Here is a 15,329-nt window from a genome sequence, read left to right as displayed (position 1 = left end):
GCATAACGCTGTTGTTAAACAATAATATTGGGATGATTAAATCCGTCCTTACGGTCTTTATACAATTATGACCAACACCACCGGGGCGAAACCAGACTCATCATTTGCGGGTCACGATGCCCGGACGTGCGTTCATAAAACTGGATACTGAAAAAAAGCATTCACTGTTTAATTATTCGGATTTTGATCCGGAAGTGGCTTCCTGTTGTTTACAACAGGAGCTTACCTTTTGCGAATCTCCTTTTTCCGCAACGGCGTCTGAAGATTTGTTGTTGTTACGTGAAGCGGCGGTTGATTTGCCCGCATAGTCTGTGGCATACCACCCTGATCCCTTCAAATGGAAGGAACTTCGAGAAATCAGCTTCTGCAGTTTCCCGGAGCATTCACTGCACTTTTTCAACGGCTTATCGGACATCTGCTGCCAGACTTCGTTCACTCTTCCGCATTTTGTACACTCATACTCGTAAATCGGCATGTTTGGCATCCCCCTTGAGCTTTAGAATTACCATATCAGCTCAACTGTTAACACATTATGGGAAAAAATAAGACACATTGACATTTTGTCAAGCATCAAAACGAACAAATCAATAAATCGGTTCCCGCTCCTCCTGCCAGTGCGAATAAAATTGAATCACTTCCCGAATCCCTTCAATGTCATGCCTCGACAGAAGCTCCCCGGTTATCTTATGGACCCGGTCTTCTTCCCTTTCACGTTCTTCGGGCAAAGCGTTAAATTGCTGGAAAAACTTTGCAAAACGCACAATATGAATCAATTCGTGCACGACAATGTATACGACAAAAGGGAAAAGCGCAATACCGGGATTGTTTTTCACGGCCGAAATAATTGCGTTGTCCTGCAAACAGATTTTATAAAAGTCGTATGTGGACGAGCATAATGAATCACCTTCCCGCTGACCGGAATAACGGACGATCTGCGCGAACGGGCCGTCTACCTTTTCCTGAAACGTCAAATCAGCGTACGTTTTAACATCATAGCGGTGGCGCAGCCACTGGGTCGCGGACATCTTGAAAAAATTACAGACCAGTTCTTCAGCCAGAGCAACGGACTTATTGATAGTTTTAATCTGGGAGGCGGAAAACCGCTTTCTTCTGCCGTCGTGCTGAATATTATTCATAAACCTGACCGACATCAGAGGGCCGCCCGAATTATCGCTGCCCCCCGGCCTTTCGATGTGCTTTTAGAGCGAACCTCTTAAAAAACTCTTGCAAATAGTAAAATATATTCATATAACCCAGATCGAATAACTTAACAATATTCTATAAACTGAAAAATCATATCATCAGTAAGGAGGTGTTTTTTTGGGTTCCGTCATTAAAAAAAGAAGAAAAAAGATGCGCAAACACAAACACCGCAAGTTGCTCGCCAAAACCCGTCATCAAAGGAACAAGGGAAAATAGACTCACATTTCCCCTCCGTCCTTACACAAAATAAAAGCGCCGGTTGTTTGATGATGAGAATATCATCTTACAGGCGGCGTTTTTAATTTCGGAAATGTTTTACACTTATTCGAAGATATCAGGGCGCTGGCTAATATTTTTTTAGATATTTAAAAAATTCGGAATCCGTTGAAAGCACTAGGGAACTGCTTTTATTCAGAGAGGATTCGTACACTTCCAGTGTTTTGACAAACGAATAAAATTCCGGGGCCCGCGCATAAGCATCGGCGTAGATGGCCAGAGCTTCGGCGTCCGCTTTTCCTTTTATCACCTGCGCCGTTCGATAGGCTTCCGAGGAGATGCGCTTCAACTCGCGTTCCTTTTCCCCCCTGATTTTATTCGCCTCTCCCTGACCTTCGGAACGGAATTTTTCCGCCATCTGGTCTCTTTCAGCGGTCATGCGCAGATATATGGAGTTGCGGACCTCCTGAACATAATTGATGCGCTTGAACTTGACATCCATCAGTTCTATTCCGAATTTTGCCAGCTTCGGTTGGGCCTGATCCACAATCTGCCTGACCATCTTCTCGCTCCCGATCTCTATGGTAAAAATATCGGCCGATCCATCGCCCTTGCGGGTGGTGTCCAGTTCCCGATTGCTTTTCCTCACCGTTTCAATCAGCGGGTAAGACGTCACCAGGTTCCTCACCGCCGGATCGATAATATCATCAAGCCGGGCAATGGCCGAAGGCAGTGTGGCCACCGTCTGGAAAAAAGCCACCGGATCAATGATGCGCCACCTGGCGAACGAATCCACCCAGATAAACGTCTTGTCTTTTGTTGGTATCTGACCGGGAGAACCGTCCCATTGAAGAAGATTTTTCGGAAAATAGTTGGCAATATCAACGAAGGGGGTTTTGATGTTCAGTCCGGGGGTAACGATTGGCTGTCTGACGACTTTACCAAACCGGGTAACCACCACCTGCTCCGTTTCATCAACCACAAAAAGCGTATTATAGCCGAGAAAAAGACAGGCAATCAGCAGCACAACCAGTATAATTTGACCGTTCTTCATTGATTTACCGCCCTTATTCCTTGCCCAGATTCAACAGGGGTAATAAATTTTTCTGTTCAGCATCAACAATATACTTTTCTCCCAGATTGGGGAGCACTCTTGACAGCGTTTCCAGGTAGAGACGCCTTTTGGTGATGTCTTCGGCGTTTTTATATTCGTTATAAATAGTGATAAATTTTTCCGCATCACCTTTAGCCTTGTTTATCCTTTCCACCGCATAGCCTTCAGCCGCTTTAACAATACCCTGGGCCTCACCTTCGGCTGCGGGAACCGCCGTGTTATAATCTTTGAGCGCCTCCTGAACCTGTCTTTCTTTTTCCTGCAAAGCCTGGTTCACGTTATTGAATGAAGGCTGCACCTCCGGAGGAACATTCGTCTTCTTCAATTCCACGGCCTCGATCCAGATTCCGCTCTGCGCCTCATCCATTTCCTTCTGTAAAATCGACATGGCCTCGTTGGCGATTTCGAGTCGATTGCTGATGACCTCATTGATGCTGCGATCTCCCACCACCAGACGCATGGCCGCTTCAGACATATCCCTCAATAACTGATCCACATCATTAACTTCGAAAAGGTATTTGTCCGGTTCCTTAATCCGGTATTGTACGATCCAGGGGACCAGTGCCACATTCAGATCGCCGGTCAGCATGAGACTTTCCCCGACATTCGTATTGTCAAAAAGTTGCTTATCGGAAGTAAAAGTTGTTTTGTCCGTCGCTTCCAGGGTTTCAAAGCCGAACTCCATTTTTTCAACCCGTTTAACCTTGACCTTTGTTACCCTTTCCACTCCGGCGGGTAATTTGAAATGCAGGCCGGGGGCCGTTTCCCGGGTGTATTTTCCAAAACGCTGAACCACGCCGACCTCGTCAATACCTACGGTGTAAAAGGTCGACGTTGCCACGAAAATGGCCACAACAATCAATCCGATCAACAGAACGGGAAACCAGGAAAAATCAAAGCCTTTAAATTTGTTTATGATATTATCCATCTGCGGCGGGGTTCCCCCGTTGCCCCCCTCTCCACGCTGCCCTGTTCGTTTTTTCTGCTGCTGCTGAAGCTTTTCCCAGTCCCAGTTCATCGATTTGCCGGCATCCATCACAGAAATTCTCCAACCACCCTTAATGATTGCTAACCATAAATTTTTTCAGCAGTTAAACCACAGGAGGTAAAAATTGTCAAGACATGAGCGGCGCTTGCTGTTTCGATTTTTAATCATTTACGGGGATACAGAAAAAGGTTATCTTACGGCCTGATAATCCTTTTTAAATCAACTTGACTGCCTTATTTGAGCGGCGCTATTTCCTCTAAAGCGGATTCAGCCGTCAGGCGATAAAAATGACCGGGAAGAAAACGAATCACGAGTTTGAACATATCAGCGACATCATCAGAACGACTCTGGGAAAATGGCTGCAAACCTCCGGAGAGCCAATCACCAGGGTCTGGGAGTTGTGGGATGCAACGGTCGGGGATCCGATCGCAAAGAACACGCGTCCGGCCTGTTTGAAAAACCAGACGCTGACGGTGCATGTGTCCAGCCCGGCCTGGATCCAGGAACTTCGCTTTTCCAAAAAAAACCTTATCGAGAAGATCAACACCGCCGCCGGGAGCCATCTTGTTTCCGATATTAAATTTAAAGTGAACATCTGAAACCATTGGCCGCGACTCAATTTACGGAAGACACCTTTTTTGATGGTCGCATCCGTGTTAAACAGAACGCCCGCGGATATCGCTTTTCCATAGATGCCGTCATTCTGGCCTGGCATATTTTCCCGGCCGCTAATGCAAGGATTGTGGATATCGGCACCGGTTGTGGCATCATCCCGCTGATTCTAGCTTACCGGCACCGGGCGGTCACCATTGATGCCCTGGAAATTCAGCCGCAGTTGGCGGCACTGGCGATAGAGAACGTCATCGGCAACCACCTGGAACACCGTATCACTGTCTGCTGTGAAGATATTAATCAGGCCGCAGCCAAAATGCCCATTGGAAAATATGATCTGGTGGTATGCAACCCCCCCTTTAGAAAATCATCGACTGGACGGATCAATCCCGACCCGGAGCGGGCTATTGCCAGACACGAGATTGCAATGACGCTGGCGGAGGCCACCGCCGCGGCCGGCAGGTTATTAAGGACCTACGGGGAGTTTGCCGCCGTTTATCCCGCTTCCCGCCTGGTCGACATGGTTGCCCGGATGCGGCTGGATAGCATCGAGCCGAAGATGATCCGCATGATCCATTCACGGACGGGCGACCCTGCCAAACTTTTCATTATAAAAGGCGGCAAAAAGAGCCGCCCCGGGATCACCATTCCCCCGCCCCTGATAATTTATCATGATGACGGGACTTACACCCCCGAAGCCCAAAAAATGTTTGCCCCCTAGCATAAAAAAAATTGACAGGCGTTTACTCGGAGGGTTAGTATACCGTTTTATGTCTTGTTCCATGAACTGCTGATGTAAAAACGGGTGTCGACATACCATTCGCACATGCAGGAGAGGTGGCCGAGCGGCTGAAGGCTCCGCTCTCGAAAAGCGGTATCCTGTTAATGCGGGATCGGGGGTTCGAATCCCCCCCTCTCCGCCAGCCACTTCAAACGGTGGTTATCCTTAAACTGCCCGCCCCGGTATGTCTTCACTGTTGCAAAATTCCGACATTGCGGAGAGATGGCCGAGCTGGCTGAAGGTGCACGATTGGAAATCGTGTGTGCTGTAAAAGGCACCGAGGGTTCGAATCCCTCTCTCTCCGCCACCATATCTGATTTTTCGCCGTCTTCGGCAAGCTGATTTTCGGAAGGTTGTTTCCCATGGCCTACCTTGTTCTGGCCCGCAAATACCGCCCCCAGACATTTACGGAAGTCATCGAACAGCACCAGACGACGCAGACCCTGATGAACGCCATCGCTGCCGGCCGTGTCGCTCATGCCATCCTTTTTTCAGGCCCCAGGGGAACCGGCAAAACAACCATCGCGCGCATTCTGGCCAAAGCCATGAACTGTGAGCAGGGTCCGACGCCGACACCCTGCAACCAGTGCCGCTCCTGCCGGGAAATCACTGCCGGTAACGCCACCGATGTGTACGAAATCGATGGGGCCTCCAACAACAGCGTCGACCAGATCAGAGAACTTCGCGGCAACATCAAATTCATGCCGGCCCACAGCCGGTATAAGATATATATTATCGACGAAGTGCATATGCTGACCGCTTCCGCGTTTAACGCGCTGTTAAAAACGCTGGAAGAACCGCCGCCACACGTCATGTTTGAATTCGCCACCACCGAACCGCACAAAATCCCGATTACCATTCTCTCCCGGTGCCAGCGGTACGATCTTTCCTATGTGTCCCTTGAATCCCTGGTCAACCATCTGGCACGCCTTTGCGGGGAGGAGGGATATCAGGTGGAAAACAGGAGCCTGGAACTGATCGCCCGGGAATCGGGCGGCAGCATCCGGGACGCGTTAAGCCTTCTGGACCAGGTGATGAGTTGCAGCGGCGACCAGCTCACGCAGGATCATGTGGTCAATATTCTCGGTATCACCAACCGGGAAAGCCTCTTTGCCATGTCACGGGCCGCGCTCTGTGGAGACATCGCCAGGATTCTGGAACTGACGGATGAAATGTACCGCGGCGGAATGGATATCAAAAAACTGTATTCCGAGCTCCTGTCGCATTTCAGGGATCTGTTGATTGTCAAGCTGGGGAAAAACATGAAATTCTCAGCGGCCATACCCTCCCATGAAGTGGAACAGATCAGGGCACAAATTCAGAGCATGACGGAAATTCAACTGCATCAGGCCCTGGCGGTTCTTCTGGATGAGGAGAAAACCATTCGATACTCCAGCCAGCCCAGAATCGCACTGGAAATGGCCTTCATTAAAATCTGCCAGTTGAAACCCGCCCTGCCCGTCGACACACTGATCGAAAAAATTGACGCCCTGAAGGATCATTTTCTGAACTTGGGAAACCATTCCAGCGGTTCGCTGGGAGCTGATACGACTGCCGGTCCCGAGAATTTTCATCGCCCGCAAGGCCGGGAGCCCGTACTCCGGTCTCCGGACAAACCGGCTCCGGACGACAAGACCGACTCGCCCTCCGGCAACCGCAGCCGGCAAACGGATGCAGGCGATGCTTCGGCACATGAACGGAAACCGGCCGGGGCACCTTCTTCAGGCACAGCGGACATGAGCCACGCCCAGGCATGGCAGGCTATTCTCGCCGTCATTGACGACGATTACCCCCTGCTGGCGGCAAACTTGCGAAACAGCGCCCTGTCAACCATTCATGGCGATAAAATGGAAATTGACGTTCACGGATCAAAGATCAATATGGATATTCTCGGCCAGGCGGATAATCTGGCTACCCTGAAAAGCATCTGCTCGACATTTTATAACAGGGCAATGGACATCCGGTTGAACCATAAAGTCAGACCGGAGATCATGCAACAGCCGCAGGTTTCGCGGCCGAAGTCGGGCGTACACCCGCTGGTAATGGATGCCCTTGATATATTCGGAGGCGACATCGTAACCACCAAGACTTAAGAATCGATATCAGGAGGACGGGAACATGAAAGGCATGGGCAACATGGGTAATATGGTGAAACAGGCCCAGAAGCTGCAGGCGAAAATGCTGAAAATGCAGGAAGAGTTGGCCGAAAAAACGGTCGAGGCCAGTGTCGGCGGTGGGATGGTCAAGGCCGTCGCCAACGGCCGGCAGCAGATTGTATCGTTGAACATTGAGAAAGAGGTCGTCAATCCGGAAGACGTGGATATGCTTCAGGATCTGGTCCTGGCTGCCGTAAATGAAGCGCTGGCCAAATCACAAGAGATGATATCATCGGAAATGGGCAAGCTGACCGGCGGCATCAACATTCCCGGGCTGATCTGACAAGCAAGCCGGCCGGGGTTACTCCTTAATACCAGATGAATCCTAGTACTTTTTAAAAACACCGGAAATGAACCACTACCCCCAATCTATCCGCAACGCGATCAGCCAGCTGGTTCGTCTGCCGGGCATCGGCCAGAGAACCGCGGAGCGGCTGGCCATGCACCTTCTGCGCGCCACGGAGAAAGAGGTCACTAACCTGGCCAGAAGTCTGGTCGATCTGAAAAAGCAGACCGTGCTGTGTTCAAAATGCTATACCTTGAGTGACAGCCTCCTGTGCCAGATCTGCCGGGATCCTTCCCGAAACCAAACACAGCTGTGCGTGGTCGAAGGGCCGGCGGAGATGATGGCCGTTGAAAAAACAGGCGCCTATTCCGGCCTCTATCACGTTCTCCACGGCGTTCTCTCCCCCATGGATGGTATCGGTCCGGACGATATCAGAATCAACGAGTTGATCAGACGGCTTGAGCAGAACACGGTAACAGAAGTCATTCTGGCGACCAGCACCCAGGTGGAAGGTGAAGCCACCGCCTCCTTTCTTGCGGAACGGTTGGCCCCCTTTCACCATATTTCCGTAACCCGGATTGCGTCGGGGATGCCGGTAGGAGGTGACCTGAAATATACGGATCCGATTACCCTTAAAAATGCCATGGAAAAACGCCATGCCATATAAAGCCATTACCGCCGACGATGTTTTCCAATGCCGGAAATGCGGCGATTGCTGCCGCGGCTACGGTGGCACTTATCTGACGGATCAAGATATTCTTGTTATTTCCGAATATCTCCACATGGACCCCCGGCGTTTTCTCGAGACATACTGCGTCTATTCCGGCAGCCGTCCCATTTTGGCCCAGCGTGAAGATGGATATTGCGTATTCTGGGATAAACTGTGCCGGATTCACCCTGTCAAACCCCGCATGTGCAAGGCCTGGCCGTTTATTGAAAGTGTGCTGACGGATTTTGGAAACTGGGAAATCATGTCCGCTTTCTGCCCGGGGATTAGAACGGAATACCCGCCCGAGGCCATCTTAAGTTGCATAAAAAACATACTGGAGAAGACCGGTGATCGGCATTTTTGATTCAGGCCTTGGCGGACTGACGGTCGCGCGGGCAATTATGGACGCCCTTCCCGGTTACGACATGATTTATTTCGGCGACACCGCGCGCACCCCTTACGGCGCCAAAAGCGCCGCAACGGTTGAAAAATACGCCATGGAGGACACCCGGCTGCTGCTGGAGCGTGGAGCCACCATTATTGTCATTGCCTGCAACAGCGCCTCCAGCGTTGCCGCCGAAAGTATCGTCAGAGAATTCCATATCCCGGTTTTTGAAGTCATCACACCGGCCGTAGAAATGGCGACAGCCGTATCAAAAAACGGCACCATTGGGGTCATCGGAACCCGCGCCACCATCGCCAGCGGAATATATGAAAGAAAAATCATCCAGCAGCGCCCCGGGGCCAGAGTCTACTCCGTCGCCTGCCCCCTGCTGGTGCCCCTGGTGGAAGAAGGGTGGATCAAAAAGCCTGAAACCGCCATGATCATTCGAAAATATCTGCACCCCTTAAAGACAAAACAAATTGACACGCTTATCCTTGGCTGCACCCATTATCCCATCCTGAAGACGACCATCCAGAAAAAAATCGGGAAAAGGGTCCAGGCCATCGACTCTGCCATCGTGGTGGCTCGAACCGTTAGACAGTATGTCGCCGATCATCCGGAATCCGCAGCCGGGCTGTCGGTCAGGGGACAAACCCGCTTTTTTGTGTCGGATATCACCGATCAATTTAAAAAGACGGCGCAACTGATATTGAACAAACAAATCAGCCTGGAGCACATCAGCCTTTGACCTTGACCAGGGTGTCCAGAAGTTTCCCCAATTCCCGAATGTGGGCGCGTTCTTCGTCGGCCAGTAGCGCTAGAGCTTTCCCGCCGGTTCCGGCAGCGATCTTCTCCGAAGCCCGGGAATAGAGATCCATCGCCTGGGCCTCGATGGAAATGGCCAGGCTGATGATATCGACGGTGGAGGTCATATCCGGAGAGAACCTAGCGATGTATTCATCGGTGGTCATGCCGCCCTCGATGACTCCGTCCACCCGTTCGGCGACAAACCGCTCTCTGGCCATCGGCCGTTCAGCCATGGTCATGTAAGTCTCATAAATGCGGTCCTGATGCTTGACTTCAATAGCGGCCAATTTTTCAAACAGATCCGCAGTCAGATGATTTGCCGCTTTCCCGGCCATGGTGTGGTAGAAGTCGCGCAATCCGTCTTCAATGGAGTAGGCCGCGGCAAGCACTTCATCAATGGACTCGCTTCCTGAAAAAAGGGACAATCCCTGATCCGGTAGACCCACGGCCGTGACACCTTTCCAGGCTTTAAATCCGCCCGCCAGGTCGATAACCTCCGGGAACCCTCTCCCGGACAGTATTTGAGCCGCCATCCGGCTTCGTCCTCCCATGGCGCAATAAACCAGAACGGGTTTATCGACCGGGATCTCGGCAACCCGGCTGTCCAGTTCTCCCACGGGGATCAGCCGGGCGCCGGGAATATGCCCCTGCTCATATTCTCCGGGCTGACGCACATCGATAATGAACAGCGCTTCTTGGGGTGTTTTCGCAATCAGTTCCCGAGCCAGGGCGGTGTCCATGGATTGAACGGGGATGAAAAACGGTCGCCATTTCATCGGTAAGCCACTGCCTGAATTATTCGAGCAGATCGCGAATGGCTGTCAGCTCGGCGGTGATTTCGTTTAAAAAATCAAGGCTCTCTTTTGATTTCTGCCTTGATTTCAAATACTTTCTAGCGCCTTTGAGGGTAAATTTCTTGTTGTAGAGCAGATATTTGATCTTCAGGATCTGTTCGATATCGGACCGGCTGTAAAGCCGCTGTCCGGCTTCCGTCCGCCCGGGACTGAGTTGAGGGAACTCAGACTCCCAGAATCGAAGGACATGGGCGGCCACACCGGTAAAACCGCAGACTTCCCCGATCCGGAAATAAAGTTTGTCGGGAATCGGATGCAGCGCCACAAAATCCTGGGGAATTAATGAAATGGTCGCATCATCGTTCTTGTCGGGCATGGGCATCCGTCCGTCACGTTGGCCCGGGGAAACCGCCAACGGATGAATTCAGACAGGCAGCTCCGCCGAAAACGCCCTAACGAGCCTGTCTGCTATCCCGGCATGGACCCGGTTGACAAATTCGTCTTTCAAGGTCGCTTCCTGCGATCGATAAACAATTCTGAAGGAGAGACTCTTCTTTCCGGATGGTATGGCCCCCCCTTCATAGACATCCAGCACGTCGATATTTTCTATCAGATTATCCCCGCCTTCTTCAAGAAAATTCAGAATCTTCTCCGATTCGGTTCCATGGTCCACAATAATGGTAATATCTCTTGCCACCGATGGGAATCTGGACAACACCCGGGCTTCCCGGTAATCGGAGAAAAACGGCCGTGCCGTTGAAACGTTCAGCTCGAAAATAAAGGCCGGCCTTTTCAGATCAAACCTTTCCAGAACCCCCCGGGAGGCCTCCCCCACCACGCCTACTTCCACACCCTGAACGATCACCCTGGCCGTATGCCCGGCCCTGGTTACGTCGCATTTCTCCGCGGGCATGGCGGTGAAGCTGCAGGAGGTTGCGCCAAGGCCTTTCAGCAGGCATTCCAGCGCCCCTTTGATATCAAAAAAATCGCTGGCCTCTTCCGGACGCCGCCATGACCGTCGCCTGGCCGCACCGGTCAGCAGGGCGGCTACCATTTCCGGTTCCTCCGGCAAAACATCGCCGCCGTCCTTCTTCCAGAATACGCGGCCCGTCTCAAACAGCATCATGTCATTGATCTGTTGAGAAAGATTATGCCGCATGGTCATCAGGAGTCCGGGTATCAACGACGTCCGCATGACTGACTGATCGGCTGCCAGGGGGTTCAAAACGCTGATCGGATCGACGCGGCCGGTGGTCTGCAGAAAATCCATGCCGGCGCAGGCGTTATCGCTTATAAAACTGTAGGAGACCACCTCTGCAAAACCGAAACCCGTCATGATTTCCCGGATGCGGCCCTTTAAATCGAACATCAGGGAGGGTGTGCCGCTGTCGCTGCTGATGGCCGGGAAAGTCACCGGGATCCGGTTATATCCCCAGAGCCTGGCGATTTCTTCGGAAATGTCTTCCGGCCGATCCACATCCACGCGGAAAGACGGCACCCGGACATCCAACTGATCCCGGTCCGTTTGACGGGCGATAAACGCCACGGATTCCAGCAGACCGGCCATCTCATCCCTGCTCAAGGCTGTTCCCAGGCGCCGGTTGATGGCTTCAGTGCTGACGGTGACTGTCTTCTCCGCGGCCGGTTTGGGATGGTTGTCGATCACGCCCCTGGCGACTGTCCCGCCGGCAAGTTCACTCATGAGCTGGGCGGCCCTGTCCGCCGCCCGTACCGTTCCCAGAGGATCCACGCCTCTCTCAAAACGATAGGCGGCATCGCTGCTGATATTCAATACTTTTGAGGTTTTCCGGACGCTGGTGGGATAAAAACAGGCGCTTTCGATCAGGACACGGGCGGTCCCGGAACTGATTTCCGAATTCAACCCGCCCATGACGCCGGCCACGGCCACCGGCTTTTCGGCGTCACAAATCATCAGCATTTCCGGGGAGAGACGGCGTTCCTTGTCGTCCAGGGTTGTAAATGAAGGGACCTGGCCGGCCCGCCGGACGACTATCCGGTTACCGGCCAGTCGGTCAAGATCAAAAGCATGCAGCGGCTGCCCGGTCTCCATCATCACGAAATTGGTAATATCCACGACATTATTGATCGGCTTCAGTCCGACCGATAACAGCCGGTCCCGCAACCAGAAGGGGGATTCTTTGACCGTTACATTTAAAACCACCCGGGCTGCGTACCGGGTGCACAATTCAGGGTCTTGGATATCGACCGCCGCATACGATTCAACATCCGTTTCCCCTTCAGGGAACTCAACCCGGGGCATCGTCATCTTCTGCCCGGAGAACGCCGCCACCTCGCGGGCCACACCGATGATACTGAGGCAGTCGGGACGATTGGGCGTCAGATTGATCTCCAGTACATAATCGGAAAGTGACAACGCCTCCGTCACAGGGGTCCCGGGAGCAACGGACTGATCGATTTCCATGATCCCGCCGTGGTCATCGCCCAGCCCGAGTTCAGCCCGGCTGCACAGCATGCCTTCCGAAACAACGCCCCTGATTTTGCTTTTCTTAATGGCCATGCCGCCGGGGAGGACAAAGCCGGGCGTCACCAGAACCGTCAGCATGTCCTTTTTCACATTGGGCGCGCCGCAGACCACCGGCAGCATCCGATCCCCGGCATCCACCCGGCAAACCGTCAAGTGGTCCGAGTCGGGATGAGGTTCCACGCTGTCTACCCGGCCGATAACGGCGCCCGCCAGGTACGCATATCGGTCTACAATCCGCTCGACCTCAAATCCCGTCATGGTCAGCGCTTCCGCGATTTCCGATACAGGCAGATCAATCGGCACGTATTCCTTTAACCAGCTCAAACTGACTTGCATATCAAAACTGCCTTAAAAACCTGATATCGTTTTCAAAAAATTTCCGGGTATCATCGATGTTGTATTTCAGCATGGCAATGCGTTCAACCCCCATGCCGAAGGCAAAGCCGGAATAGACGCTGGTATCGTACCCGACATTTTCAAACACCGCCGGGTGGACCATGCCGGCGCCGAGAATTTCCAGCCATCCGGAATAGGAACATATCCGGCAACCGGCTCCCCGGCAGGCCACGCAACGGATATCGACTTCAGCGCTTGGCTCGGTAAAAGGGAAATAGCTGGGGCGAAACCGCAGGGTGGTCTCAGGATTGAACATCTTATGGATAAAAGCCGTCAGCGTCCCCTTCAGATCACCGAAGGACACGTTTCTGTCGACCATCAATCCCTCAACCTGGTGAAACATGGGCGTGTGGGTCACGTCCGAATCGCAGCGATAGACCTTGCCGGGAGCGATAATACGGACAGGGGGAGACTGCCTCTCCATCACCCGGGGCTGGGACGGGGATGTATGGGTTCTTAAAACGATATTCTCGGAAATATAGAAGGTGTCCTGCATATCCCGGGCGGGATGATGCTTGGGAATATTCAGCGCTTCAAAGTTGTAATAGTCGGATTCGATTTCCGGCCCTTCGGCAATATCAAACCCCATTCTGCCGAAGATATCACAAATCTGTCGGGTAATGCGGGTAATGGGATGAATCGTCCCCCGGTCGAAACACCGTCCGGGCAGCGACACGTCAATCCCGCCGGCGGCTTCTCTGCCCGACGTCAGCGCGACCTGGGCAGCCGCTATCCGTTCCTTTAAGAAAATTTTGACCTCGTTGGCCTGCTGACCGGCCAACGGTCGTTCTTCCGGAGGCAACTCGGAAATATTGCGCAAAAACCGTGTCACCTCTCCTTTTCTGCCCAGATACTTCACGGATATCGCTTCGAGGTCTTCCCCGTCGACAGCGGCCGCGATTTCCCCCAGGGCCCTCGCTTTTATCTCATCAATTGATTCTGTCACTTGTTGCCATGCCCGTTTGCCGACGCAAAGTCGATTTTATCCGGTCCATTAATAGCGCACCGGGGCATCACTTCGATTGATCGCCCCGGCGGTTATCCTGCTTTAAAATATTGTTCCGGCAAAAACCGGATCAGGCATTTTCGGCTGCCAGGCCAGCGACCCTGGCGAAGCCCGAAGGATCCGATATTGCCAATTCGGCCAGCACCTTGCGATCCAGTTCCACGCCCGCTTTTTTAAGCCCGTGCATAAACCGGCTGTAGGTTAAATTATTCATACGGACAGCGGCGTTGATCCGGGCTATCCAGATACGCCGGAAATCCCGCTTGCGCTGTCGGCGATCCCGATAGGCAAAGGCCAGCGCCCGGTCAACCGTGGTGGCTGCTGTCCGGAAGAGCTTGCTGTGCCCGCCGCGAAACCCTTTGGCCAGTTTTAAAACTTTTTTCCTTCGCTTCCTTGCTTTGAAACCCCTTTTGACTCGCATAATAAACCTCCATCTTCAGACGACTGTAACCGGTTGACTACATTCCCGGCAACAGTCTTTTCAATGTCTTGGTGTTGATCCCGTCCAATATTCCTGATTTTCTCAACGACCGCTTCCGCTTCCGCGTCTTCTTGGTCAGTATATGGCTGCCATATGACTTGGAATAAACAAATTTACCGCTCTTGGTCCGTTTGAACCGTTTGGCAGCGGCCCGATTGGTTTTAATTTTTGGCATTATGTCACTCCTTTTATCTGAATCTTATTTTCTAAAACTTACCGGCTGTTGGGTAAAGCCAACCGGCCGTCGACTCATCGACCGGTCGTCTTATCACTACAAAGACAAAAGCACTCACGGCTTCGGGGCCAGTATCATAAAGAGCTGGCGCCCCTCAAATTTTGGCGCAAATTCGATACTTGAAATATCTTCCGCTTCTTTGGCTATCCGTTCCAGCAACGCTTCCCCTTTTTCCGACAAGGATATTTCCCTTCCCCGGAAAAAGACACTGACCTTCACCTTGTCTTTTCTCTCCAGAAAACGCCGGATCGACCGGATCTTTGTTTCCAGATCGTGGGGATCGGTTTTCGGGCTGACCTTCACCTCTTTCAGATGAACGACCACTTGCTTTTTCTTGGCTTCCTGTTGCTTTTTGGCCTGTTCATACTTAAATCGCCCGTAATCCATAATCTTACAGACAGGCGGATCGACATTAGGAGAAACTTCCACCAGATCCAGTCCGGCCGCAACAGCTTCAGCCAGCGCTTTCTGTATGGATAAAATGCCCAACTGCTGCCCTTCCGCGTTGATAACCCGGACTTCCTTTGCCTTGATGTCTACATTGACGTTTATTCGTTGCTGTTTTGTTTTAGCTATGCCAGCCTCCTTATATTTCCAATTTCATCCTGTGAACGAGGGCATTTTTCTTCCCTCCCTGATCCACTGTATTACTTA

At 52.1% G+C, this 15,329-nt stretch carries 19 protein-coding genes and 2 tRNA genes; 10 read left to right on the top strand and 11 right to left on the bottom strand.

Features of this window, described 5'->3' with window-relative positions; all coding sequences use genetic code 11:
• Window positions 1-172: 172 nt before the first annotated feature.
• Entirely contained in the window at window positions 173-475 is a 303-nt protein-coding gene (locus tag AB1724_04340; protein ID MEW6077021.1) for an FmdB family zinc ribbon protein, read from the bottom strand.
• Window positions 476-584: 109 nt separating this feature from the next.
• On the bottom strand, window positions 585-1,151 hold the full coding sequence (locus tag AB1724_04335) for a hypothetical protein (GenBank protein MEW6077020.1): 567 nt from the start codon (window positions 1,149-1,151) through the stop codon (window positions 585-587).
• Between the two features lie 169 nt (window positions 1,152-1,320).
• Between AB1724_04335 and AB1724_04330 the strand changes: the two genes are divergently transcribed.
• Complete coding sequence (locus tag AB1724_04330; protein ID MEW6077019.1) at window positions 1,321-1,419, top strand: AURKAIP1/COX24 domain-containing protein; 99 nt, start codon at window positions 1,321-1,323, stop codon at window positions 1,417-1,419.
• 130 nt (window positions 1,420-1,549) lie between these two features.
• Here AB1724_04330 and hflC read toward each other — a convergent pair whose 3' ends face one another.
• Window positions 1,550-2,473: a protease modulator HflC gene (gene hflC / locus AB1724_04325; GenBank protein MEW6077018.1), complete on the bottom strand. Its 924-nt coding sequence runs from the start codon at window positions 2,471-2,473 to the stop codon at window positions 1,550-1,552.
• Window positions 2,474-2,486: 13 nt separating this feature from the next.
• A complete protein-coding gene (hflK, locus tag AB1724_04320; protein ID MEW6077017.1) occupies window positions 2,487-3,569 on the bottom strand; it encodes an FtsH protease activity modulator HflK in 1,083 nt (360 codons plus the stop codon).
• 239 nt (window positions 3,570-3,808) lie between these two features.
• Here hflK and AB1724_04315 point away from each other — a divergent pair, with 239 nt between their 5' ends.
• From AB1724_04315 to murI, 9 genes are all read left to right on the top strand, one after another.
• Window positions 3,809-4,120 (top strand): DUF721 domain-containing protein, encoded by a 312-nt coding sequence (locus AB1724_04315; GenBank protein MEW6077016.1) that lies wholly within the window; start codon window positions 3,809-3,811, stop codon window positions 4,118-4,120.
• A 5-nt stretch (window positions 4,121-4,125) separates the two neighbouring features.
• The gene (locus AB1724_04310; GenBank protein MEW6077015.1) at window positions 4,126-4,854 is read left to right on the top strand and encodes a methyltransferase; all 729 of its coding nucleotides are present in this window, start codon (window positions 4,126-4,128) and stop codon (window positions 4,852-4,854) included.
• A 110-nt stretch (window positions 4,855-4,964) separates the two neighbouring features.
• Window positions 4,965-5,056: transfer RNA gene (locus tag AB1724_04305), tRNA-Ser, on the top strand.
• 74 nt (window positions 5,057-5,130) lie between these two features.
• Window positions 5,131-5,221: transfer RNA gene (locus AB1724_04300), tRNA-Ser, on the top strand.
• Window positions 5,222-5,276: 55 nt separating this feature from the next.
• Window positions 5,277-7,007: a DNA polymerase III subunit gamma/tau gene (dnaX, locus tag AB1724_04295; protein MEW6077014.1), complete on the top strand. Its 1,731-nt coding sequence runs from the start codon at window positions 5,277-5,279 to the stop codon at window positions 7,005-7,007.
• 34 nt (window positions 7,008-7,041) lie between these two features.
• Window positions 7,042-7,353 carry a YbaB/EbfC family nucleoid-associated protein gene (locus AB1724_04290; GenBank protein MEW6077013.1) on the top strand — a complete coding sequence of 104 codons (312 nt, stop codon included), beginning with the start codon at window positions 7,042-7,044 and terminating at the stop codon, window positions 7,351-7,353.
• Window positions 7,354-7,420: 67 nt separating this feature from the next.
• On the top strand, window positions 7,421-8,023 hold the full coding sequence (recR, locus tag AB1724_04285) for a recombination mediator RecR (GenBank protein MEW6077012.1): 603 nt from the start codon (window positions 7,421-7,423) through the stop codon (window positions 8,021-8,023).
• Window positions 8,013-8,429 (top strand): YkgJ family cysteine cluster protein, encoded by a 417-nt coding sequence (locus AB1724_04280; GenBank protein MEW6077011.1) that lies wholly within the window; start codon window positions 8,013-8,015, stop codon window positions 8,427-8,429. Before recR ends, AB1724_04280 begins: the two co-directional genes overlap by 11 nt.
• Window positions 8,413-9,198, top strand: a complete 786-nt coding sequence (murI, locus tag AB1724_04275; GenBank protein MEW6077010.1) for a glutamate racemase — start codon at window positions 8,413-8,415, stop codon at window positions 9,196-9,198. The genes AB1724_04280 and murI overlap by 17 nt, the downstream gene beginning before the upstream one ends.
• Here murI and AB1724_04270 read toward each other — a convergent pair.
• From AB1724_04270 to infC, 7 genes are all read right to left on the bottom strand, one after another.
• Window positions 9,188-10,033: a rhodanese-like domain-containing protein gene (locus tag AB1724_04270; GenBank protein ID MEW6077009.1), complete on the bottom strand. Its 846-nt coding sequence runs from the start codon at window positions 10,031-10,033 to the stop codon at window positions 9,188-9,190. The two genes, murI and AB1724_04270, sit on opposite strands and share 11 nt — an antisense overlap.
• Window positions 10,034-10,052: 19 nt before the next feature.
• On the bottom strand, window positions 10,053-10,427 hold the full coding sequence (locus tag AB1724_04265) for a MerR family transcriptional regulator (protein ID MEW6077008.1): 375 nt from the start codon (window positions 10,425-10,427) through the stop codon (window positions 10,053-10,055).
• Window positions 10,428-10,475: 48 nt separating this feature from the next.
• Window positions 10,476-12,893 carry a phenylalanine--tRNA ligase subunit beta gene (gene pheT / locus AB1724_04260; protein ID MEW6077007.1) on the bottom strand — a complete coding sequence of 806 codons (2,418 nt, stop codon included), beginning with the start codon at window positions 12,891-12,893 and terminating at the stop codon, window positions 10,476-10,478.
• Window position 12,894: 1 nt separating this feature from the next.
• A complete protein-coding gene (gene pheS, locus AB1724_04255) occupies window positions 12,895-13,899 on the bottom strand; it encodes a phenylalanine--tRNA ligase subunit alpha (protein ID MEW6077006.1) in 1,005 nt (334 codons plus the stop codon).
• Window positions 13,900-14,029: 130 nt separating this feature from the next.
• On the bottom strand, window positions 14,030-14,380 hold the full coding sequence (gene rplT, locus AB1724_04250; GenBank protein MEW6077005.1) for a 50S ribosomal protein L20: 351 nt from the start codon (window positions 14,378-14,380) through the stop codon (window positions 14,030-14,032).
• Window positions 14,381-14,417: 37 nt separating this feature from the next.
• Complete coding sequence (rpmI, locus tag AB1724_04245) at window positions 14,418-14,615, bottom strand: 50S ribosomal protein L35 (GenBank protein ID MEW6077004.1); 198 nt, start codon at window positions 14,613-14,615, stop codon at window positions 14,418-14,420.
• Window positions 14,616-14,729: 114 nt separating this feature from the next.
• Window positions 14,730-15,227 (bottom strand): translation initiation factor IF-3, encoded by a 498-nt coding sequence (gene infC, locus AB1724_04240; GenBank protein ID MEW6077003.1) that lies wholly within the window; start codon window positions 15,225-15,227, stop codon window positions 14,730-14,732.
• Window positions 15,228-15,329 lie beyond the last annotated feature (102 nt).

This window comes from Thermodesulfobacteriota bacterium, from assembly GCA_040753795.1.
GTDB lineage: Bacteria > Desulfobacterota > Desulfobacteria > Desulfobacterales > Desulfosudaceae > JBFMDX01.
This window is presented reverse-complemented; position numbering and strand designations above follow the sequence as displayed.